Genomic DNA, 18,013 nt, shown 5'->3' on the forward strand with positions numbered 1-18,013 from the left:
TCACATAACGCTAAGCGACCTTTGGCTCGCCTACCATGACAATATGTTGGAAAAGCTTGCTGGTGCGTTCCCCGGCAGGCGCGGCCATGGCGGCGGCGATCGCGGCTTGGTTCAAGCGATGGTGGGTCGGGGCCGTGCCTCCGCCTCCGGATTGCGGCCCAGGACCATGAGCAGGCGGGGCCGAGCCAAGGGCGCCATTATCATCCGCCTCGGCCGCGGCGATCACCCGCAGGCTGTTTATCGGTGCGGTGGGATCGGGTCGAATGTTCGGCATTTGCGGTGCGGGGATCTTGGTCAGCGCGACCATGGCCTTCTCCGTATAATAGCGGATTTTCTTGCCATAGACGGGCGGGATGCCGAGGCGCAGGACGATCATGTCCTTTTCGGGGAGCTGCATCAGCTCTTGAGGAAGCATCAGGGGCCGGCGCTGATCGGATTCCGATACCGAGCCGCCCCCACGGCCCCACATGCCGAAGGAGCGCGACTTGGCGCGAAACGTATAAGTGCCAAGCCGTTCGGAAATATCCTTCGCATCATCGTTGGTCGCGGGGCGCATGACCATTTGGACGCCGCAGTTGGATTCAATCTCCGTGGCGACTTTCGGCCCATAGACGTTCTCGAGCTGCGCTCCGCTCTGGATGACGGGGAGGAGGCGAATGCCATAGCCGGCGACATAGCTGAAGCCATTGGCGATCACCGACGCGCGGCCGAGGCGCGAGAACTCGTCGAGCAAGAGCAGCAAGCGAACCTGGTGCTTGTTGCCCGAGGGCAGCTCGCGGACATTGAGGTCAATGAGCTGCTGGAAAAGCAGGCCATAGATCGGTGCCACGCGATCCAGATCATCCGGCGAGACGCCGAGATAGAGCGAGATCCGCTTGTCGCGGAACTCGCGCAGATCGAAATCGCTGACAGCCGTTGCCGCATCGACATAGGGGTTCAGCCACAGATTGATCTTGGCGGTGACGGACTGGCGGGTTGACGTGAAGGTATTGGCCGAGGCCATGATCCAATCCCGCAGCGCCGACACGCACGCCCCTGATAGCGGTTTGCCCTCCCGCTCGCGCTGCGAGATGATTTTGGGAAATCGCTTTTGTGCATCGCCGGCGGCGAATTGGCGGTAGATTTCGCCGATGGTGAAGGGGAGCGCATCGTCGCCATCATCCACCGTGGCGGCGACATAGGCCGCGACACCGAGAAACGCCGTCCTTGCGCTTTCCGCCCAAAACGTCTCGCCCTGCAGGGGCAGGGGAAAAAGCATGACGCTGATTTTTTGCAGCTCGTTGACGACTTCGACCTGATCGCGTCGGTTGATGTACGCGAGCGGGTTGTAGCGGCATGTGCGACCGTGGGCATCGAGCGGGTTGAACAAGAGTGTTTGCTGGCGAAGGTTCGTCATCCGAAAGCCTGCTGTCGCCGCCCAATTCTCTTGCTTCACATCGAGGACGACAACCGAATCCGGCCATTGGAGAAGGTTCGGGATCACGACGCCGACGCCCTTGCCGGCGCGGGTGGGTGCTTCGAGCAAGACATGCTCGGTTCCCCCAAAGCGCATGAACTTGCCATTGATGCGGCCGAGGAGAATGCCGGCATCCTCCAAGAGCTTGGCCTTGCGGACCTCGCCGATCCGCGCCCAGCGGGCTTCGCCGTGGAGCTTCTGGCCCGTGAAAAGCGACGACACGATACCGATCAGGCAGACCGCGAAGGCGATGAAGAAACCGGCGAGAAACGGCTTCCACACGATCGGCAAGTGGCGCATCGACCATAATGCACCCGGAACGCGCGCCCAGGGCGTGTGCGCCGAGAGGAGATGCGCCTTCCAAAGGACCACCACGGCGCCGATCGCGGCGCTTATCATCAAGCCTATGATGACGAGGAACGCGATGGCGGCCGGCTCGGACGCCCCTTGGTTGCGAACCATTTTGCCGCTCATAATGCGATCCTCCGCTCGAATCTAATCGCGAGGCTTGCCCGCAGGATCGAACCACACTTCCGTCATACGATAGCGCGCCGGCTTCCCGTCACCTGGGGGAAGGCGGTGCATCTGCACGACGATATCAACCAGCGAGCGCAACAGGGCGCGGATGTCGTGCCGATCGAGATCGTTGCCGCCTTCCGATTCCTTGACCAGCAGCGTAAGCTGTTCCAGCGCACCTTCGGCCGTATTGGCATGGACCGTGGTTATCGAGCCTGGATGGCCGCTATTGACGTTGCGCAGATAGAAGAAGGCGGTGCCGTCGCGTAGCTCTTGGAGCAGGATGCGATCGGGTCGCATACGCAACGCCGATTCCAGCAATTCCTTTGCGCCAGCTTTTTGAAGGCCCTTTCCGTCCTTAGAATACATCATGTGGACGTGGTTGCGCTGTGGCACCACCAGCTCGCGGATGTCTTCGATCGTCAGGATGCGCTCGTAATCGGGAATGAGCCTAATCAGGCCCTTGGAGAAGCTCGTCTTGCCGGAACCCGTGGCGCCGGAGATCAGGATATTTTTGCGGGATTCGACCGCGAGCCGGAAGAAGCCCTTCCAGTCGCCGGCCTCGCGAAATCGCATCAGCGCGGAGTCGACCTCTTCATGCAGGCCATGAGCGCGGACCTCACTGAAAAGCCCGGCGCGGTCGAAATCGTCGATGTCCATAGAGACGCCCGACGCTTTCCGGATCGTGATCGAGACGAAGCCCCGCTCCACGGCAGGGGGGACGACGACCTGCGCGCGCTCGCCTCCCGGAAGAACCGAGGAGACGATCGGATATTCGGCGGTGACATCCTGTTTGGTCAGACCTGCGATGAGCTTCGCGAGCGTCATGAGGGCCGCATTGTCCAATGCCGGCTCCTTATGCCATTCCCAACCGTTGCGCGTCTCCAAGCCGATCAGGCCCGGCTCATTGATGACCAGCTCCGTCACGTCCTCGCGGGCTAGGTGACGCTCTATCGGCGCCGCATTGTGCTGGTATATCGACGACGCCACAAATCAGCGCCTCAGTCGCACGTCATAGACGGACCGGAAATCGAAATCCTTGGCGACGAAGATTGCAGCCGTATCGCCCTGATTCTTCTTCAGGATCGGCTTGATCTGCATGGTTTGGTTGAGGACCGTCTGTGCAGTATTGCCCGGAACCTGTGTCGAGTAGGTGCCTTCGCCGGCGACGGCGCGACTGGCGATGTTCGACGCATCTTCCAGCACCGAGATCACAAGCCCCATGCCGAAGCGCGCCCAAAACTGCGTATCGACGCCTCCCGGCAGGCCGGCGCGGCCAAGGCTATCAGCCGCAGGCGATCCCAAGTCGATCGCCACACCGCGCGGCGTGAGTGCGCGCGTCCATAGGACGAACAAGCGAGCCTGCCCCTGTGTGATGCCGCCCGAATATTGCCCCAGCACCTTCGTCCCTTTGTCGAGCAGGACGATGCGACCATTTTCCGAATAGACGTCATGATTGATGACGCAGTTCACGAAGCCCGCCTGCGTCGAGTTGATGGCCGTCTGCAGAGTGCAGGGTATGACCGTGCCAGCGCTCAACAGAAGGCTCCGATCGGGGATCACGCTCGCCCGTACTGTCTGGATCGCCGCATGGTTGAGCTGATCGCTGAAATCGGTCGATCCCTTACCCGACGGGCCGGCATCATCATTCTGCCCGAAGCCGCTGGCCCCGAAGTTGCGCGGGCCGCCTGGCTGGCCTTGCCCTTGGCCCTGCCCATCGCCTTGAGGCTGGCCATTCCCTTGCGGTTGCTCGGCCGAGACGAGGCTTGTCCCCGGTGATCCGGCGGATGCGATACCCGTGCTGCCGAACGCCATGATCGGCGATCGGCGCGCAGCATCCGCCATCGAGCGTGCCTGTTCGGCTCGCTTCTGCTCTGGCGTCTCCTGACCATTCGCCGACACCGGCGCCGGATTCCCGTTCGCATCGGTAGCCTGGTTAGGCGTCGCCGCGATCGGGCGGCCGAACATATCGGTTTGCGGGGCATTGGGTTGGCCGAGCTGGCCGGCGAGCTGCGCGCGCTGCGCGTTCGGTGATCCCATCACATCGGCCACGGCCCGATCGCTGGCTTTTGCCGGCTGCTCGGCGGGCTTTGCGGAGCCGGAATGGTGGAATGCACCATAGCCGATCGCAATGCCGCCCATGGTGCCGATCAGTGCGAGGCCGGCGCCGAGGAAAGCGATATTTCCCCAACCGCCGCTGCGCGCAATGGGGCTGCTCTGCTCGCTGGGGGGGACGGTATCGGCGCCGACTTCGCCGCCGCGGTCAATGAGGTTATCGGCCATCTTACTGCCCCTTCACTTTACGTTCGACGATGTTGGAGACGGTCCCCGTCCGATCGCCGCGATCGTTGCGAGGGGGCGCTTCATTGTAGATGCACAGCACCACGTTGCCGCGACGGAGCCGAAGCTGCCGATAGACCGCATGGATCACGACAAAATCCTCGCGCACGTCGTAGGGAACGATCGTCTCGGTCCCGTCCACGTCAACGGCAAAAATTGAAGGTATGTCGGCGTGGCCTGGGTAGCGCAGCACCGTGAACTCGCCATTGTCGGAGATCTCGGTGGGCTGGAGCGAGGAGTCGCCCTGCACCGTGTAATTCATGTTTCGCGTTCCTTCGATCACGGCATGATCGAGCGCGGCTGTGGTGATGTTGTTTTCGACCGCGCGCGCGGCCTGTACCTCGGCGAGCTGGGTCTGAAGCGTCGCCATAGCTCGCTCCTCGCGCGGGTAATGGAACCGGATGCCATACATTGCCTCGCCGGCGCCGAGAGTGAGATTGAAATGATAGGTGCGCGGCGCGCCGTTGACGTTGGTGACGACGATCAGGTTGGTTCCGCCAGCCTTCTCGCGCGGCTTGAGGAACACGATGTTGCCGACGGGCGCGATTTGCCATGAGATCGTGTCGCCCAACGCCGCCTGCGTCACGGTTTCATTGGGGCCGAACTGGATTTCGATCGCATGGCGAAAACTGCCCACGATCGTCACGACCTGATCGGGATCGTAGTTGACGTTGCGGACCCGCGCATCCTTTGGGCCAGGAACGGGCGTCTCGGATGCGATAGCCGGATGCGGAGCGAGCGTGACGGCCACGGCCCCAACGACCGAGAAGACGACGAGCCGGTGCCACACCGCCCCGACACCACGCCAGAAACGGCTTTTGGCGCCGCTATCCGTCACCACCAGCTTGCTTGCCGGAGGCGAGAGGCGCTCGCCCAGCTTCTTGCGGAGCGCGGGGAGGAAGGGGATCACGACGCGATCGGCGCCGTCCATGGTCTTCGGCTGTTCGGTCATGTCACGCCTCCGGGTCAGAGCGATAATTCACGACCTGGAAGCCGAGAGGATTCAGGTTGCGATCCTTCTCATGCTCGGGGGCCGTGGTGAACTTGAAGGTCATGATCGCGTTCCAGTTCTGCGCGACCGGCGTGTTCTGCCCCATCGTGATGATCTTCGTGTAGCGGACTTGCGCCACGGTCGGGCTCAGGAAGCTGATCGTGCGGATTGCGATCGAGACGAAGCCTTTGTCGCCGTAGATGTTCGACGGGGCATTGCTGTTGCCAGATTGAACGCCGTTGAGATAACGGCCGCCTTCAGCCTGGTCGCTCATTAGCATCACCGTATAGGCGTTCTCACGAGCTGCATCGTTCAACCAGCCCTCGCGCAGCCGCACATATTGCGAAATGAAATAGCGATTGACCGCATCGTCGTAGGTGCGGGGCTGAGGCCCCTTGAGGGCCGTCACGATCTCTGCCTCGCCCGAGGTCTTATCAACCCGGATCACATAGGGCTGTACGGTCTTGAGAGGTGTGAGCATGACGACAGCCGCCACAGACGCGACCGCGAGCGCACATGGGCCTGTCGCGAACTCAGTGTCAGGCCGCGGAAGGCTCTCTACCGTTCTGCTTTCACGCTTTGTTCGCCTGCGGAAGCCCAAAGCAGAGTGCGAGAAGACGGTTCTGCTCGCGGACCGTCCACGCGCCGGCGAAACCGAAGCCCTTTCGCAGCCAGAGCATGGCCTCGAAGCCGCAGATCGTGCGTCGCGCTGTATGGAAGGAGCGGAAGCCGCCGATCCGGGGCATGTTCTTCTTGACCCGGAAGTGGTCGCTCTCGATGCCTTGCTGCAGATGTTTGGTGACGTAGTGGAGCGGCGCGTGGGGCAGAAGACTATCGCTCTTCGCAGCCACGATCGCGGGTGGATAGGTGCTGGCACCATCCGTGCCGATCCGATCGGGCGCAAGAAGTGGCTGATCCGCCAGCATCTTACGGAAGAACCGCTTGGCCGCGTCGAGATCGCGGTTAGCGGTGAGGAGGAAGTCGACTGGGTTGCCGTGCTTGTCGACAGCTCGGTAGAGGTAGCGCCACTCACCACGCACCTTGATGTAGGTCTCATCGATCCGGATCGACCCGCAGTGCGGCTTGCGAAATTGGCGCAGCCGCTTCTCGATCAACGGCGCATAGGCGAGCACCCAACGGTTCAGGGTGCTGTGGTCCACCTCGACCCCGCGCTCCAGGAACAGCTCCTCGATGTCACGATAGCTCAGCGGGTAACGCAGGTACCAGGCGACGGCCTGAACGATCAGGGCCGCCTCGTAGTGCCGGCCCTTGAAATCGGCTTTGGAGCGCTGCTTCAGCTTCGCGGCTATGGCGGACAGGATCATGGGGTGGCCTCCGAAACAGGAGGTGCCATGCGGGCTCTATGGTCAACGCGGGGTAAACGCCACGGGTTTGCGACAGGGCCCTTTAGAGACGAGGAAAACTTCATCGCGCCGTCCGGCGATGGCTTCGCCAACCACGATTTCGGCATCTCCATACATCTCGGCGGTGTCGATATGGGTCATGCCGAGATCGAGGCCTTGGCGCAAAGCAGCGACCGCAGTGGGCCGGTGCGCGTCGTCGATGTACCAGGTGCCCTGGCCGATTACTGCAACCTTGCGCGACGTGAGGCCGAACGGGCGCTGTTCCATGCCCTATCGTCCCGACGGAGAAGGCGCGTAGTGCGCAGCGCTGGACGTTGCTGCAGGTCTCATCGGGCTACTCACTGCCGCGCTTGCCGGCATGCACTCGTGAAAAGCTTGACCACTTCCGCGTTGAACGCCGGGATGTCATCGGGCTTGCGGCTGGTGACCAAGTTCCCGTCCACGACCACCTGCTCATCCACCCAATCGGCCCCCGCGTTTCTGAGATCGGTCTGGAGCGACGGCCAGGAGGTCAGGCGCCGCCCGCGCGCCGCACCCGCCTCGATGATTGTCCAGGGCCCGTGACAGATCGAGGCGACCGGCTTGCCCGCCTCGAAAAAGCTCTTCGCGTAGGCCACGGCTTCAGGGATCGTCCGCAGCGTGTCGGGGTTGATCACGCCGCCCGGGAGCAGAAGCGCGTCGTAGTCATCGGGGCGAGCGCCGTTCAGAGGCACGTCCACCGGAAACTGATCGCCCCATTCCGTGAAGTTCCAGGCCTTCACCTTGCCGTCCTTCGGCGACACGATCCGCGTCTCGGCGCCGGCCTGGTCGAGCGCCTTGCGCGGCTCGGTCATCTCGACTTGCTCAAAACCGTCCGTGATTAGGATTGCGACCTTCAGGCCGTTGAGGATGTCGGAAGCCATGGTTGTTCCTCAATAAGGCTGGGGATGCGTGCCGCCTTATGCGGGCGCCATCACGAGAAGCTGCGCCGCACTGGCCCGTGCGCCATGAAGACCCGCCCGCCCCCGGCCAGGGCGCCCGGAAGGGGCGAGCGGCGCATGCAGCAGCCGCAGCCGGCGGGATGGGCTGCCGAGGCCGGGCGCCCGGATGTCGCGCTCGGCTCGGTTGCCGCGAAGGCGGCACGGCCACCAGCGTTGCCGCCGACAATGGCCGGTGCGCTCAGGAACGTCCGTGGGGCCCCGGCGCCGCATTCCGGACAGGCACAGGGGGCCTGGAACTGCGCCATGGGTCGTAGGGCCGTGAACGGCCCGCACGCGTCGCACACGTAGTCGTAGGTCGGCATGAAGTCCTCACGCTCGCGCCCGTCAGGCAGGTGGTGGAAAGGCCGGGCGGGCGGCCGCCCGGCTTGATCGGTCGCCTCGGCTGGTCAGGCGGCGGGCTTGAGGATCACCTTGGTCCAGCCATCGTCGCGCGCGTCGAAGTGCTTGTAGGCCTTCGGCGCCTCTCCCAGCGGAAGCTCGTGCGAGACGATGAAGGACGGCTTCGCCCGGCCGGTCGAGATGAGGTCGCGCAACTGCCGGTTATAGGCCTTCACGTTGCACTGGCCGACGCCGATCGTCTGACCTTTGAACCAGAAGAGGCCGTGGTCGAACACAATCTCGCCCTGCTTGTAGAGCGGGTCCTGCGGGGCCGGATCCTGGGGCGTGAAGACGCCGACCACGCCGATGCCGCCGGTGAATTTCACCGACTTGACCAAGTCGTTCATGGTCATATTGGGGCGCTCCTGGCCGCTGGGGTCGTGCGCTTGGTAGCCGACGCACTCGCAGCCGCGGTCGGCGCCGACGCCCTTCGTCAACTCAAGCACCTTGTCCACCGGGGAGTCCTTGGAATCGTCGATGGTCACGGCACCGATCGATTCGGCGAGGCGCAGCCGGTCGGGATGGCGATCGACAACCATGACCAGGGACGCACCCTTGATCATCGCCGAGTAGGCGGCCATGAGACCGACCGGCCCGGCCCCGTAAACCACAACGGTTTCGCCGGGCTTCACGCCTGCGAGTTCCGTGCAGTGCCAGCCGGTCGGAAAGATGTCGGCCAGCATGACATAGTCGTTCTGCCTCTCCTCCGCGTCCGGCGGCAGCTGCAGACAGTTATAGTCGCCATAGGGGACGCGCAGAAAATCGGCCTGACCGCCGCGATACGGTCCCATGCCGGCAAAGCCGTAGGCCGCGCCCGCCATGTTCGGCACGACGCTTCGATCCGCCGTGGTCAAGCAGTAGGCGCTCAGGCCGCGCTCGCAGTTTTCGCAGAACCCGCAGCCGATGTTGAACGGGACGGCGACCCAGTCCCCGACCTGCACCCGATCGACGGCGCTGCCGACTTCCGCCACCTGTCCCAGGTTCTCGTGCCCGAACACGCCACCTTGGGGAAAATCGGTTCGGCCTTCGTACATATGTAGGTCGGAGCCGCAGATGTTGGTGCTCGTGATGCGGACCAGAACGTCGGTCGGCTTCACGATCTTCGCATCCGGCACGTCCTGCATCGAAACATCGCGGGGTCCATTATAGACGATTGCTCTCATGACTTCCTCCCGGGGTAGACCGTGTGTTAACCGGTTCTAGCGAGGCAGCTTGGCCGCCAGCACATTCACCTCCTCGATCTGCGGAGGCTGGGCAAAGAGCTCTGATGCCTTCGCGGTCAGCGCAGCGGCGACGCGACCGGACAAATGTGCCTTCCGTCCCGCCTCATCCGGGAAGGCATCGAAAATACCGAAAGTCGACGGTCCCATGCGGACCCCGAACCACGCGGTGGTGGCCGGCTCCTCCTCTACGATCGGCAAACCACTCTTGAGGAAACTTTCGACCTCGGCCTCTTTTCCTGGCTTTGCTTCCAGGCGGATTAGCAATGCTACGCTCACCATTCGTCACCTCCGTCAGGGCTGGACCACCTCGCGCCCGTCCGCGTCGCGCGGCCGACGTTCACAAATGGTGGGCGGGTTCAGGGCGCGAACACCGCGCGCACGCAGCCGTCCATCTTGTGCTTGAACATGTCATAGTCGCGCGGTCGTCCGTCCTCAAGCGAGAAGCGGTGGGTGATCCTCCCTCGGCATCGCGGACACCTCTGATACGCTCATGCTGAGCGGGGAAGGTGTCGGATGGCGAAGACGAGACGAGAGTTCACGCCCGAGTTCAAACGCGAAGCGGTCGCCCTGCTGGAGAGCAGCGGCCGGCCGCAGATGCAGGTCGCGGCCGAGCTCGGGATCCAGCCCTCGATGCTGAGGCAGTGGCGTGCCACGCTGAACGGGGCCTCACCCAGGCCGCGGTCTGCTGGATCGACGGGCGCCTCGCCACCAAGCCCAGTTGCGTCCCCGTCCGATCAGGCCGCCGAGATCGCCCGCCTGCGGCGTGAGCTCGACCGTACGCGCATGGAGCGCGACGTGCTAAAAAAAGCCATCGGCATCTTCGCGGAGATGCCCAAGTGACCTTCGCCTTCATCGAGCAGCATGCGCGGACCTGGCCGGTGCGTCTCATGTGCCGCGTGCTCGGAGTTTCACCCAGCGGCTTCTACGGATGGCGGTCACGGCCTGAGAGCGCCAGCTCGGCCTCCAACCGCCAGCTCCTGGACGACGTCCGGCGCATCCATGCCGCCCATCACCGGCGCTACGGCTCCCCGCGCGTGCATGCCGCCCTGCGGGCCGAGGGCCGGTCTGTCAGCCGCGGACGGGTGGAGCGCCTGATGCGCCAGCACGGCATCCGTGCCCTGGCGGGGCGTCGGTTCCGGCCCTGTACGACCGACAACCGTCACGATCTCCCCATCGCGCCCAATCTCCTCAAGCAGGACTTCTCAGCCGTGCGACCCGACACGGTCTGGCTGGCCGATATTACCTACCTGCCGACCAGCGAGGGCTGGCTGTATCTGGCCGCCGTCCTTGATCTGGCCACGCGCAAGATCGTCGGCTGGTCGATGCGCGATCACATGCGCACTGAGTTGAGCGTGGCGGCGCTGATGATGGCCGCCCAGCGGCAGCGGCCGGCCGCCGGGCTGATCTGCCACTCGGATCGCGGCAGCCAGTACGCGGCCGAGGCCTACCGGAAGCAGCTCGCCGGCATGGGAGCAAGGCCGTCGATGAGCCGCACGGGTTGCTGCTACGACAACGCCCCGATGGAGAGCTTCTTCCACACGCTCAAGGTCGAGCTCGTCCATCAGCGACGATGGGCGACCCGAGATGAAGCGCGGCGCGATCTGTTCGCCTACATCGAGGGCTACTACAATCGGCAACGCATCCACTCGGCACTCGGCTATCTCACGCCCGAGCAAGCCGAGAGGACCGCGAAATGATCTCCCTGTGTCCGCGACACCGAGGGAGGATCACCCGACCGGCCTACGCCGAGCGCGACGCAGCCGCGCCGCTCACTCACCCCGTGCGCCTCCTGAACCTGGTGCACGAGCTCGCGTCGCCGAGCAGGCGTCAGAGCTTTTTTGCGAGCACGTCCTGCAGGATGTGCTTGTCGAGGCTCAGATCGGCCACGAGCTGCTTGAGCTTGCGGTCCTCCTCCTCAAGCTGCTTCAGCCGACGTAGCTCGCCCGTGCCGAGCCCGCCATAGAGCTTCTTCCAGCGGTAGAATGTCTGCTCGGAGATGCCCATCCGGCGCAGCACCTCCGCGACCGGTGTCCCAGTCTCGGCCTGCTTCAGCGCGAAGGCGATCTGCTCCTCGGTGAACCTGCTCTTCTTCACGGCTCTGCTCCTCCCATCAGGGTCTCACAAAACCGGAAAACTCGCACTCAGGCCGGACCAAAGCGACGGGGGGACGTCACACGGCCCATGGCATCTATTAATTTAGATATTGACATATCCCGATATGTAGCTATAATACCCATTCACCCACCCAAGTCAAAGGAGTTCATCGTGTTGACACACAACCAAACCACTTCAAACCATGCCCCTGACAGCTACTACGGTCATTTCATCGACGACCAATGGGTTGACGGTGAAAGTGGCGAGACCAGCGAGAAAAAGAACATCTACATCAGCCTGAACGAAGTACCGTTCGGCGTATTTTGAGTTCGATTCATCATCAAATTCTACCCAATCACATCGAGATTTCTAGATATTTAGGAGCATTGAAATGAGTAGAGAAATACTGTTTGAAAGCACGCAGTTGGGGCCTTACACCCTGAAAAACCGGATCGTGCTCCCGCCGCTGACCCGCTCGCGCAGTTCCCAGCCGGGCAACATTCCGAACGACCTCATGGCCGACTACTACCGTCAGCGGGCAGGGGCTGGCTTCATGGTCACCGAAGGCACGCAGATCGAGCCGCGTGGCCAGGGGTATGCCTGGACGCCCGGTATGCACAGCTCGGAACAGGTTGAAGGCTGGCGCAAAATCGCGGCAGCGGTGCATGCCGAAGGCAGCATCATTTTTGCGCAGCTTTGGCATGTGGGGCGGGTTTCGCATCACTCGCTGCAGCCCGGCGGTGCGGCACCCGTCGCACCATCGGCAATCGCTGCCGACAACGTCAAGGTGTTCGTCGAAACCGGCCCGGGCCAGGGCGCACTTACGGAGCCGTCGGTGCCGCGTGCGCTGACAACTGCCGAAGTGAAAGAGTTGGTACAGCTCTACGCCCAGGCGGCCCGCAATGCACTTGATGCCGGCTTCGATGGTGTCGAACTCCACTGCGCCAACGGCTACCTCGTCAATCAGTTCATCTCCGCGCACACCAATCGGCGCACCGATGAATACGGTGGCCCCCTGCAAAACCGTCTGCGCTTCCTGCACGAGGTGGTACAGGCCGTTGCTGATGTGGTCGGCAAGGAACGGATCGGGGTGCGATTTGCCCCGCTGTTCGCCAGCACCGAAGAAGACCGCGTCTATCTGGGGCTGGTGGAGGATGATCCCCATGAAACCTATATTGAGGCCATCAAGGTTCTCGAACAGGTCGGGATTGCCTATGTCTCGCTTGCCGAGGCCGATTGGGACAACGCGCCAGAGTTGCCCGAGACCTTCCGAAATGATGTGCGCAGCAACTTCAGCGGCAAGGTTCTCTATGCCGGCAAATACACCGTGGAGCGCGGTGTGCGCGTGGTCAAGGCGGGCTGGGGCGATCTGATCGCGTTCGGTCGTCCCTTCATTGCGAACCCGGATCTGCCTGAACGCATCGCCCAGGGCTGGCCGCTCAACGCAGTAGACCCGGCGACGATGTATGGCGGCACTGACAAGGGATACACCGACTACCCCTCTTACCGGCCATAAGGCAGTACTGGCCGCGTTCGCAGCTTCGGACGCGGCCAGTGGCGCTGCACGCGCGTGATGGAAACCTTGAGGCCAGAGGAGCCTGACAATATATCAGCCAAGTACAACCCCTTATCAGCAGCACCAAGGGTTCGGTCGAACCTTCAAGGCCGGCCACCTGAGCCTGGGGCTGTTTTTCCCCATCGAGGCCTTCCAGGGCGATACGCCGACGATGTCCAACCAGGTTGAGTTGGCCCGTCGTGCGGAAGCGCTGGGCTTCTCCACGCTCTGGTTCCGGGACGTACCGTTGCGCGACCCCAGCTTCGGCGACGTGGGCCAGGTTTTTGATCCCTGGGTCTATCTGGGCTTCATCGCAGCACAGACGTCAACGATTGCACTGGGGACTGCGTCGATAGCGATCCCGCTGCGCAGCCCGCTGCACACGGCCAAGGCGGCTGCGAGCGTGGACCAGTTGAGCGGCGGCCGCTTCCTGATGGGTGTCGCCTCGGGCGACAGACCTGTGGAGTTCCCTGCATTTGATGTGGACCCGGATCAGCGGGGCGACATTTTCCGGGAATACTTGGAAGTGATCCGCAAGGCTCAGCGCACCAGCTTCGAGCCGCTGCAATGGAGTAGCGGCAGATTGGAGAGTGCGGACCTGATTCCGAAGCCGACTACGAACGAGATTCCATTTTTCGTGACGGGCAACAGTCGCCAGTCGATGGAGTGGATCGCGCGGGAGAGTTCCGGGTGGATCACCTATCCACGGGCACCGCAGTTGCAGAAGACGATGGTGGCGAACTGGCGAGAGGCGGTCAAAGCCCAATTTGGGGACGCCTACAAACCTTTCCTCCAGTCGCTTTACATCGACCTGGATGTGCGTCCGGACGCACCGCCGGTGCCAATCCATCTGGGCTACCGGCTTGGGCGAAATAATCTGCTGGCGCTATTGGAGTCGCTTGAGTCGATTGGCGTCGGTCATGTAATTCTCAATCTCAAGTATGGCCATCGTCCGGCATCAGAAGTCATTGATGAACTTGGCTCCTATATCGTGCCCCGGTTTACCGCGCACTCGCCATGATGTCGCAAGAGATCAACTCGTTATGGGGAGTCTACGTTCGTTCTGTGATGCACCAAACGGTTGCAGAGACTAGCGAGCAGCGAATGCGGCGAACAGGTGGATGGCATTGCTGATGCCGACATCACTCTGGACTTTGCGGCAGTGGCTCTCACTACATCCGTGCACTGCTACTAGTAATTGAGATATTATAATATTGAGAAATGTAGTTTTGAGGTTGCCATGAGCATTGATATCCATGAGGCACTGAAGGCTTTGGACAACCCCGCCCGATTGGCGATCTTGGCCAAGCTCAAAGACCCACGCAAACACTATCCGGAGCAAGAAGTTGATCCCGAAAAGGTCGGGGTTTGCGTGAGCATCATCCAAGAGAGTGCGGGGCTGTCACAGTCGACCATTTCACAGTACTTGACGGTCTTGCAGCGGGCCAAACTCGTCACGTCCCAGCGCATCGGACCTTGGACCTATTATAAGCGTCACGAAGGGAATATTGAAGAGTTGCTGAAGAGCCTGCAAACGTTGATCTGAACATTGTCCGTGCCGTTGCGGTGTGCGCGGCGCGGATTTTCACCGGCCTCGACGACAACGCAGAACATGCCAAGAACCAAGCTTCCGTTGTCGAAGTGGCCCGGCGTTTGGCGTCAATCTGGCTATACCGAAACACCACGCTGCCTTCCAATCTCCCACGACACCCCGCCGCCGCGTACCGTCGCGGCGATCTGCTGCCCCAACCGCTGTTCGATTACCGGCCGCCACGGCACCAGACTGAATCCCCATGGGTTGCGTCCGTCAATGAGGTGGACTTTCGAGGTGAAATTGGAGCGGCCATCGGTCAGGCGGCCTGAGGTGGAAGTGTCGTGATGCTCTCCTCGCTCAACGCTGGGGCGAACCCGGCCATGCCTTCCACCTGCATGTAGCGGTGCTGAAGCTGCCACTCGTCGTTGGCTTCCAGCAGCACGGCTGCCGACGCTCCAGTGGATGGTTTTGTCACCGCCCTACACACCATCAATCTCGCTACGGCGTGGTCTCCGGTCTCAGGCGACCGGCAATTCGGCGATGGAGCTGGCGTCGTCTTCGGACGCCAGCTCCTATTCAGGCGGTTTACGAGGCCTTTTTCACGCTGCCGTGCGGATCGATCACGAACTTCTTCGGCGAGCCGTCGCTGAACGTCTTGTAGGCGGCGGGGGCCTGCTCAAGCGTGATGACCTCGGTGTTCAGCATGGCGCCGAGATAGGGCATGCGGTCCCACAGGATCGCCATCATCAGGTCGCGGTTGTAGTGCATGATCGGGGCCTGCCCGGCGGTCAGCTTTGGCGACTTGATCCAGGCCTTGCCGAAGTCGATGGGGAGCTGACCCTTCTTCGTCAGCTCTGAGCTCGCCTTCGGGTCGGCTGCGGTATAGATGCCGGGAACACCCATCGCCCCACCGGCCCGCACCACTTGGAACAGGGTATTGATCACCGCCTCCGAGTGCTCCTTGTTCGCCTCGGGACCATTGCCGTGCGCCTCGAGGCCAACGCAATCCACGCCGCAATCGACCTCCCGCTTGCCCAGGATCGCCTCGATCTGGTCGGGCACGGGGGTGCCCTTGGTGAGATCGACCACCTCGCAGCCATTATTTTTCACCAGGTCCAGCCGCGCCCGGTTGGTATCGGCCACGATGATGCATGACGCGCCGATCAAGCGGGCGCCCGCCGCGGCGCACCTTCCAACCGGCCCCGCGCCCGCGATGTAGACCGTCGATCCGGCTTTGGCGCCTGCCGCCATCAGCCCATGGAAGCCGGTTGGCAGGATGTCCGACAACAGCGTGAGATCGCGGATCTTCTCCATCGCCTGGTCCTTGTCCGGAAACGACAATAGGTTCCAGTCGGCGTATGGCACCATGAGGTAGTCGGACTGACCACCCTGCCAGCCGCCGAGGTTGAAGCCGTAGGCGCCGCAATCGACCTCGTCGTTGACGTTCATGCAGACATCCGTGTGCCGCTCCTTGCAGTTGCGGCAGCGCCCGCACGACACGTTGAACGGCACCGAGCAAAGATCGCCGACCCTGATGAACTCGACGTCGGAGCCGACCTCGATGACTTCGCCGGTCATCTCATGTCCCATCACCATGCCCTTCGGCGCGGCGAACCGGCCGTGGTAGATGTGCTGGTCGCTGCCGCAGATATTCGTCGTCACGATCTTGAGGATAGCGCCGTGATTGGCTTTCTTGCCCGTCGGGGTCACAAGCTTCGGGAAGTCGAAAGTCTTCAGTTCCATCTTCATAGGACCCTGGAATGTGACGACGCGGTTTCCATTTGCGGCCATGACTGTCTCCTTTGCTGCGAGTGTGAGTTATCGCGTTTGCGTTTTTGCGCGCCCGCCGCGGGGCTCAGGCGCCCCCCGCGTTGCTCGCGCGCGGCGGAAGCGCTCGCCGGCCGCCCGGCGACCGCCTGATCCTGGGGTTCGCCTTCATTGCGCCGGCTGGGGCAGCTTCACTGCGTCGTCGTGCGCATTCAGCCGCGCGAGGAGGCTCTCCGCGCCGGCCTCCGATGAGGCCGGGTTCTGGCCTGTGATCAGATTGCCGTCGACAACGGCATAGCTCTGCCAATCCCCCGTCTTCGAGTAGACGCCGCCGTTCTCCTTCAGCGAGTCTTCCACCAGAAACGGCACGACTTGGGTCAGCCCAACGGCTTCTTCCTCGCTGTTGGCGAAACCCGTCACCGACTTGCCGCGGACGAGGGGCGCTCCATCCGCCGCGCGCGCGTGGCGAAAAACGCCCGGCGCGTGGCAGACCGCGGCGACCGGCTTTCCGGCGGCAAACATCTCCTCGATCAAACGGATCGAGTCAGGGTTCTCGGCGAGGTCCCAGAGCGGGCCGTGACCGCCAGGATAGAAAACGGCGTCGTAGTCGCCGGCCGAAACCTTGGACAGCCGGATCGTGTTGGCGAGCGCCGCCCGCGCGTCCTCTTCGCTCTTGAAACGCCTTGTCGACTTCGTCTGTGACCCCGGCTCGTCGCTCTTCGGATCGAGCGGCGGCTGACCGCCCTTTGGCGAGGCCAGCGTAATCGCGGCGCCCGCGTCCTTAAAGACGTAATAGGGGGCGGCGAACGGGCCTGTCGCAAACGCGATGGGGCGGTCGTTTACCGTGCGTTGACCATACCGCCGGCATGGCGCCTCCGTTTTCGGAGGCTGCCCATGATCCTGTCCGCCATCGCCGCGAAGCTGAAGCAGCGCGCCAAGGGTGACTTCAAGGGTCGGCACTACGAGGCAGAGCTGATTGTGCAAGCCGTCTCCTGGTACCTGCGCTATCCGCTGAGCTACCGTGATATCGAGGAGATGTTCCTGGAACGCGGCCTGGAGGTCGACCACTCCACCCTGAACCGCTGGGTGCTGGCCTACGCTCCGCTGATCGAGAAGCGCCTGCGGCAGTTCCGTAAGCCACACTGCGGCTCGGTGCGCATCGACGAGACCTACATCAAGGTGCGCGGCCAGTGGCGCTACCTCTACCGGGCCGTCGACAAGCACGGCGAGGCGGTCGACTTCCTGCTCACCGCCAATCGGGATCTCGACGCGGCCAAGCGCTTCTTCCGTAAGATGCTCCAGGATCAGCCGCTGCTTGCCCCGGACCGCATCGGCACGGATGGTGCCGGTCCCTACCCATCAGCCATCGCCGACAGCTGCAAGGCGGGTCTGCTACCCCACACGCCGGTCCACTACGTGACCAAGCACCTGCAGCAAGGGATCGAGAGCGACCACTTTCGAGTGAAGCGGCCGATGCCACGCGTAGGTGGGTTCCGCTCGTTCAACACGGCCCGGCGCACGATCTGCGGCTTCGAGGCGATGCTGTGGCTGCGCAAGGGCTTCGGCTTTGCCGGCGTGTGGACTGTGCGCGAGCAGAACCAGCTGCTCGGGATCTGCTTCGGACTTCCCGAGGCGAACAAAGCATGAAAGCAGGACGGTAGAGGTCGTTCCGCGTCTCAGATCCAAGTTTGCGACACGCCCGCGAATAGAGGGGCCAACCCCTCTGCCGCTCCGCAGCTAATACCGACCAAGCCCCTGAACCCGCGGGCGCCGCCAACCCCGAGGAGGCGCCCGTTTGGGTCATCGATACCAGGG

Annotated in this window: 18 protein-coding genes and 4 pseudogenes; 6 read left to right on the plus strand and 16 right to left on the minus strand. The window is 62.8% G+C overall.

Annotation, left to right across the window (positions count from 1 at the left end; all coding sequences use genetic code 11):
- Positions 1–10: 10 nt before the first annotated feature.
- From A3862_RS30780 to A3862_RS30830, 11 genes and pseudogenes are all read right to left on the minus strand, one after another.
- Positions 11–1,930: a type IV secretory system conjugative DNA transfer family protein gene (locus A3862_RS30780; protein WP_017980852.1), complete on the minus strand. Its 1,920-nt coding sequence runs from the start codon at positions 1,928–1,930 to the stop codon at positions 11–13.
- 21 nt (positions 1,931–1,951) lie between these two features.
- Positions 1,952–2,962, minus strand: a complete 1,011-nt coding sequence (gene virB11 / locus A3862_RS30785) for a P-type DNA transfer ATPase VirB11 (RefSeq protein ID WP_111474483.1) — start codon at positions 2,960–2,962, stop codon at positions 1,952–1,954.
- Positions 2,963–2,965: 3 nt separating this feature from the next.
- The gene (virB10, locus tag A3862_RS30790) at positions 2,966–4,255 is read right to left on the minus strand and encodes a type IV secretion system protein VirB10 (RefSeq protein WP_017980854.1); all 1,290 of its coding nucleotides are present in this window, start codon (positions 4,253–4,255) and stop codon (positions 2,966–2,968) included.
- Between the two features lies 1 nt (position 4,256).
- Positions 4,257–5,264, minus strand: a complete 1,008-nt coding sequence (locus A3862_RS30795) for a TrbG/VirB9 family P-type conjugative transfer protein (RefSeq protein ID WP_017980855.1) — start codon at positions 5,262–5,264, stop codon at positions 4,257–4,259.
- A 1-nt stretch (position 5,265) separates the two neighbouring features.
- Positions 5,266–5,784 (minus strand): virB8 family protein, encoded by a 519-nt coding sequence (locus A3862_RS30800; protein WP_111474500.1) that lies wholly within the window; start codon positions 5,782–5,784, stop codon positions 5,266–5,268.
- Positions 5,785–5,875: 91 nt separating this feature from the next.
- On the minus strand, positions 5,876–6,628 hold the full coding sequence (locus A3862_RS30805) for an IS6-like element ISMex25 family transposase (protein WP_043768345.1): 753 nt from the start codon (positions 6,626–6,628) through the stop codon (positions 5,876–5,878).
- An 81-nt stretch (positions 6,629–6,709) separates the two neighbouring features.
- Positions 6,710–6,934, minus strand: a pseudogene (locus A3862_RS30810) (aldo/keto reductase); the annotation flags it as partial.
- Positions 6,935–7,005: 71 nt separating this feature from the next.
- On the minus strand, positions 7,006–7,569 hold the full coding sequence (locus A3862_RS30815; protein WP_111474484.1) for a type 1 glutamine amidotransferase domain-containing protein: 564 nt from the start codon (positions 7,567–7,569) through the stop codon (positions 7,006–7,008).
- Positions 7,570–7,619: 50 nt separating this feature from the next.
- On the minus strand, positions 7,620–7,949 hold the full coding sequence (locus A3862_RS30820; RefSeq protein WP_111474485.1) for an FmdB family zinc ribbon protein: 330 nt from the start codon (positions 7,947–7,949) through the stop codon (positions 7,620–7,622).
- Between the two features lie 84 nt (positions 7,950–8,033).
- Entirely contained in the window at positions 8,034–9,188 is a 1,155-nt protein-coding gene (locus A3862_RS30825; protein WP_111474486.1) for a glutathione-independent formaldehyde dehydrogenase, read from the minus strand.
- 36 nt (positions 9,189–9,224) lie between these two features.
- Positions 9,225–9,527: a putative quinol monooxygenase gene (locus A3862_RS30830; protein ID WP_111474487.1), complete on the minus strand. Its 303-nt coding sequence runs from the start codon at positions 9,525–9,527 to the stop codon at positions 9,225–9,227.
- A 234-nt stretch (positions 9,528–9,761) separates the two neighbouring features.
- On the opposite strand from A3862_RS30830, the gene A3862_RS30835 reads away from it, so the two are divergent.
- Positions 9,762–10,945, plus strand: a protein-coding gene (locus A3862_RS30835; protein ID WP_111474488.1) for an IS3 family transposase whose coding sequence is annotated in 2 segments (ribosomal slippage) — positions 9,762–10,047 and positions 10,047–10,945 — 1,185 coding nt in all. Because the reading frame shifts where the segments join, the coding sequence is not laid out codon by codon here.
- Between the two features lie 32 nt (positions 10,946–10,977).
- Here A3862_RS30835 and A3862_RS30840 read toward each other — a convergent pair.
- Positions 10,978–11,342: pseudogene (locus tag A3862_RS30840) on the minus strand (transposase); the annotation flags it as partial.
- A gap of 171 nt (positions 11,343–11,513) precedes the next feature.
- On the opposite strand from A3862_RS30840, the gene A3862_RS31780 reads away from it, so the two are divergent.
- From A3862_RS31780 to A3862_RS30855, 4 genes are all read left to right on the plus strand, one after another.
- A complete protein-coding gene (locus tag A3862_RS31780) occupies positions 11,514–11,669 on the plus strand; it encodes a hypothetical protein (protein WP_164706443.1) in 156 nt (51 codons plus the stop codon).
- Between the two features lie 64 nt (positions 11,670–11,733).
- Positions 11,734–12,858 carry an alkene reductase gene (locus A3862_RS30845; RefSeq protein ID WP_111474489.1) on the plus strand — a complete coding sequence of 375 codons (1,125 nt, stop codon included), beginning with the start codon at positions 11,734–11,736 and terminating at the stop codon, positions 12,856–12,858.
- A gap of 88 nt (positions 12,859–12,946) precedes the next feature.
- Positions 12,947–13,918 (plus strand): LLM class oxidoreductase, encoded by a 972-nt coding sequence (locus tag A3862_RS30850; RefSeq protein ID WP_111474490.1) that lies wholly within the window; start codon positions 12,947–12,949, stop codon positions 13,916–13,918.
- A 219-nt stretch (positions 13,919–14,137) separates the two neighbouring features.
- Positions 14,138–14,443, plus strand: a complete 306-nt coding sequence (locus tag A3862_RS30855) for an ArsR/SmtB family transcription factor (RefSeq protein ID WP_066419976.1) — start codon at positions 14,138–14,140, stop codon at positions 14,441–14,443.
- Between the two features lie 122 nt (positions 14,444–14,565).
- Here the strand turns inward: A3862_RS30855 and A3862_RS30860 are convergent.
- The 4 genes and pseudogenes from A3862_RS30860 to A3862_RS30870 all read right to left on the minus strand — a co-directional run.
- A pseudogene (locus A3862_RS30860) lies at positions 14,566–14,796 on the minus strand (DUF3363 domain-containing protein); the annotation flags it as partial.
- Positions 14,748–14,876 (minus strand): annotated as a pseudogene (locus tag A3862_RS32690) (IS256 family transposase); the annotation flags it as partial. The pseudogenes A3862_RS32690 and A3862_RS30860, both read right to left, overlap by 49 nt.
- A gap of 140 nt (positions 14,877–15,016) precedes the next feature.
- Positions 15,017–16,222, minus strand: a complete 1,206-nt coding sequence (locus A3862_RS30865) for an alcohol dehydrogenase catalytic domain-containing protein (protein WP_111474492.1) — start codon at positions 16,220–16,222, stop codon at positions 15,017–15,019.
- A gap of 144 nt (positions 16,223–16,366) precedes the next feature.
- Positions 16,367–17,026: a type 1 glutamine amidotransferase domain-containing protein gene (locus tag A3862_RS30870; protein WP_111474501.1), complete on the minus strand. Its 660-nt coding sequence runs from the start codon at positions 17,024–17,026 to the stop codon at positions 16,367–16,369.
- Between the two features lie 66 nt (positions 17,027–17,092).
- On the opposite strand from A3862_RS30870, the gene A3862_RS30875 reads away from it, so the two are divergent.
- Positions 17,093–17,845, plus strand: coding sequence for an IS6 family transposase (locus tag A3862_RS30875; protein ID WP_111474493.1), 753 nt, complete (start codon positions 17,093–17,095; stop codon positions 17,843–17,845).
- Positions 17,846–18,013: the final 168 nt, after the last annotated feature.

It is taken from the genome of Methylobacterium sp. XJLW (assembly GCF_003254375.1).
GTDB classification, from domain to species: domain Bacteria; phylum Pseudomonadota; class Alphaproteobacteria; order Rhizobiales; family Beijerinckiaceae; genus Methylobacterium; species Methylobacterium fujisawaense.

Coding starts and splice junctions, on each gene's coding strand:
- A3862_RS30865 (WP_111474492.1), bottom strand. CDS start 16,222: ATGGCCGCAAATGGAAACCGCGTCGTCACATTCCAGGGTCCTATGAAG.
- A3862_RS30800 (WP_111474500.1), bottom strand. CDS start 5,784: ATGCTCACACCTCTCAAGACCGTACAGCCCTATGTGATCCGGGTTGAT.
- A3862_RS30830 (WP_111474487.1), bottom strand. CDS start 9,527: ATGGTGAGCGTAGCATTGCTAATCCGCCTGGAAGCAAAGCCAGGAAAA.
- A3862_RS30780 (WP_017980852.1), bottom strand. CDS start 1,930: ATGAGCGGCAAAATGGTTCGCAACCAAGGGGCGTCCGAGCCGGCCGCC.
- A3862_RS30875 (WP_111474493.1), top strand. CDS start 17,093: ATGATCCTGTCCGCCATCGCCGCGAAGCTGAAGCAGCGCGCCAAGGGT.
- A3862_RS30805 (WP_043768345.1), bottom strand. CDS start 6,628: ATGATCCTGTCCGCCATAGCCGCGAAGCTGAAGCAGCGCTCCAAAGCC.
- A3862_RS30820 (WP_111474485.1), bottom strand. CDS start 7,949: ATGCCGACCTACGACTACGTGTGCGACGCGTGCGGGCCGTTCACGGCC.
- A3862_RS30825 (WP_111474486.1), bottom strand. CDS start 9,188: ATGAGAGCAATCGTCTATAATGGACCCCGCGATGTTTCGATGCAGGAC.
- virB10 (WP_017980854.1), bottom strand. CDS start 4,255: ATGGCCGATAACCTCATTGACCGCGGCGGCGAAGTCGGCGCCGATACC.
- A3862_RS30795 (WP_017980855.1), bottom strand. CDS start 5,264: ATGACCGAACAGCCGAAGACCATGGACGGCGCCGATCGCGTCGTGATC.
- A3862_RS30845 (WP_111474489.1), top strand. CDS start 11,734: ATGAGTAGAGAAATACTGTTTGAAAGCACGCAGTTGGGGCCTTACACC.
- A3862_RS30855 (WP_066419976.1), top strand. CDS start 14,138: ATGAGCATTGATATCCATGAGGCACTGAAGGCTTTGGACAACCCCGCC.
- A3862_RS30815 (WP_111474484.1), bottom strand. CDS start 7,569: ATGGCTTCCGACATCCTCAACGGCCTGAAGGTCGCAATCCTAATCACG.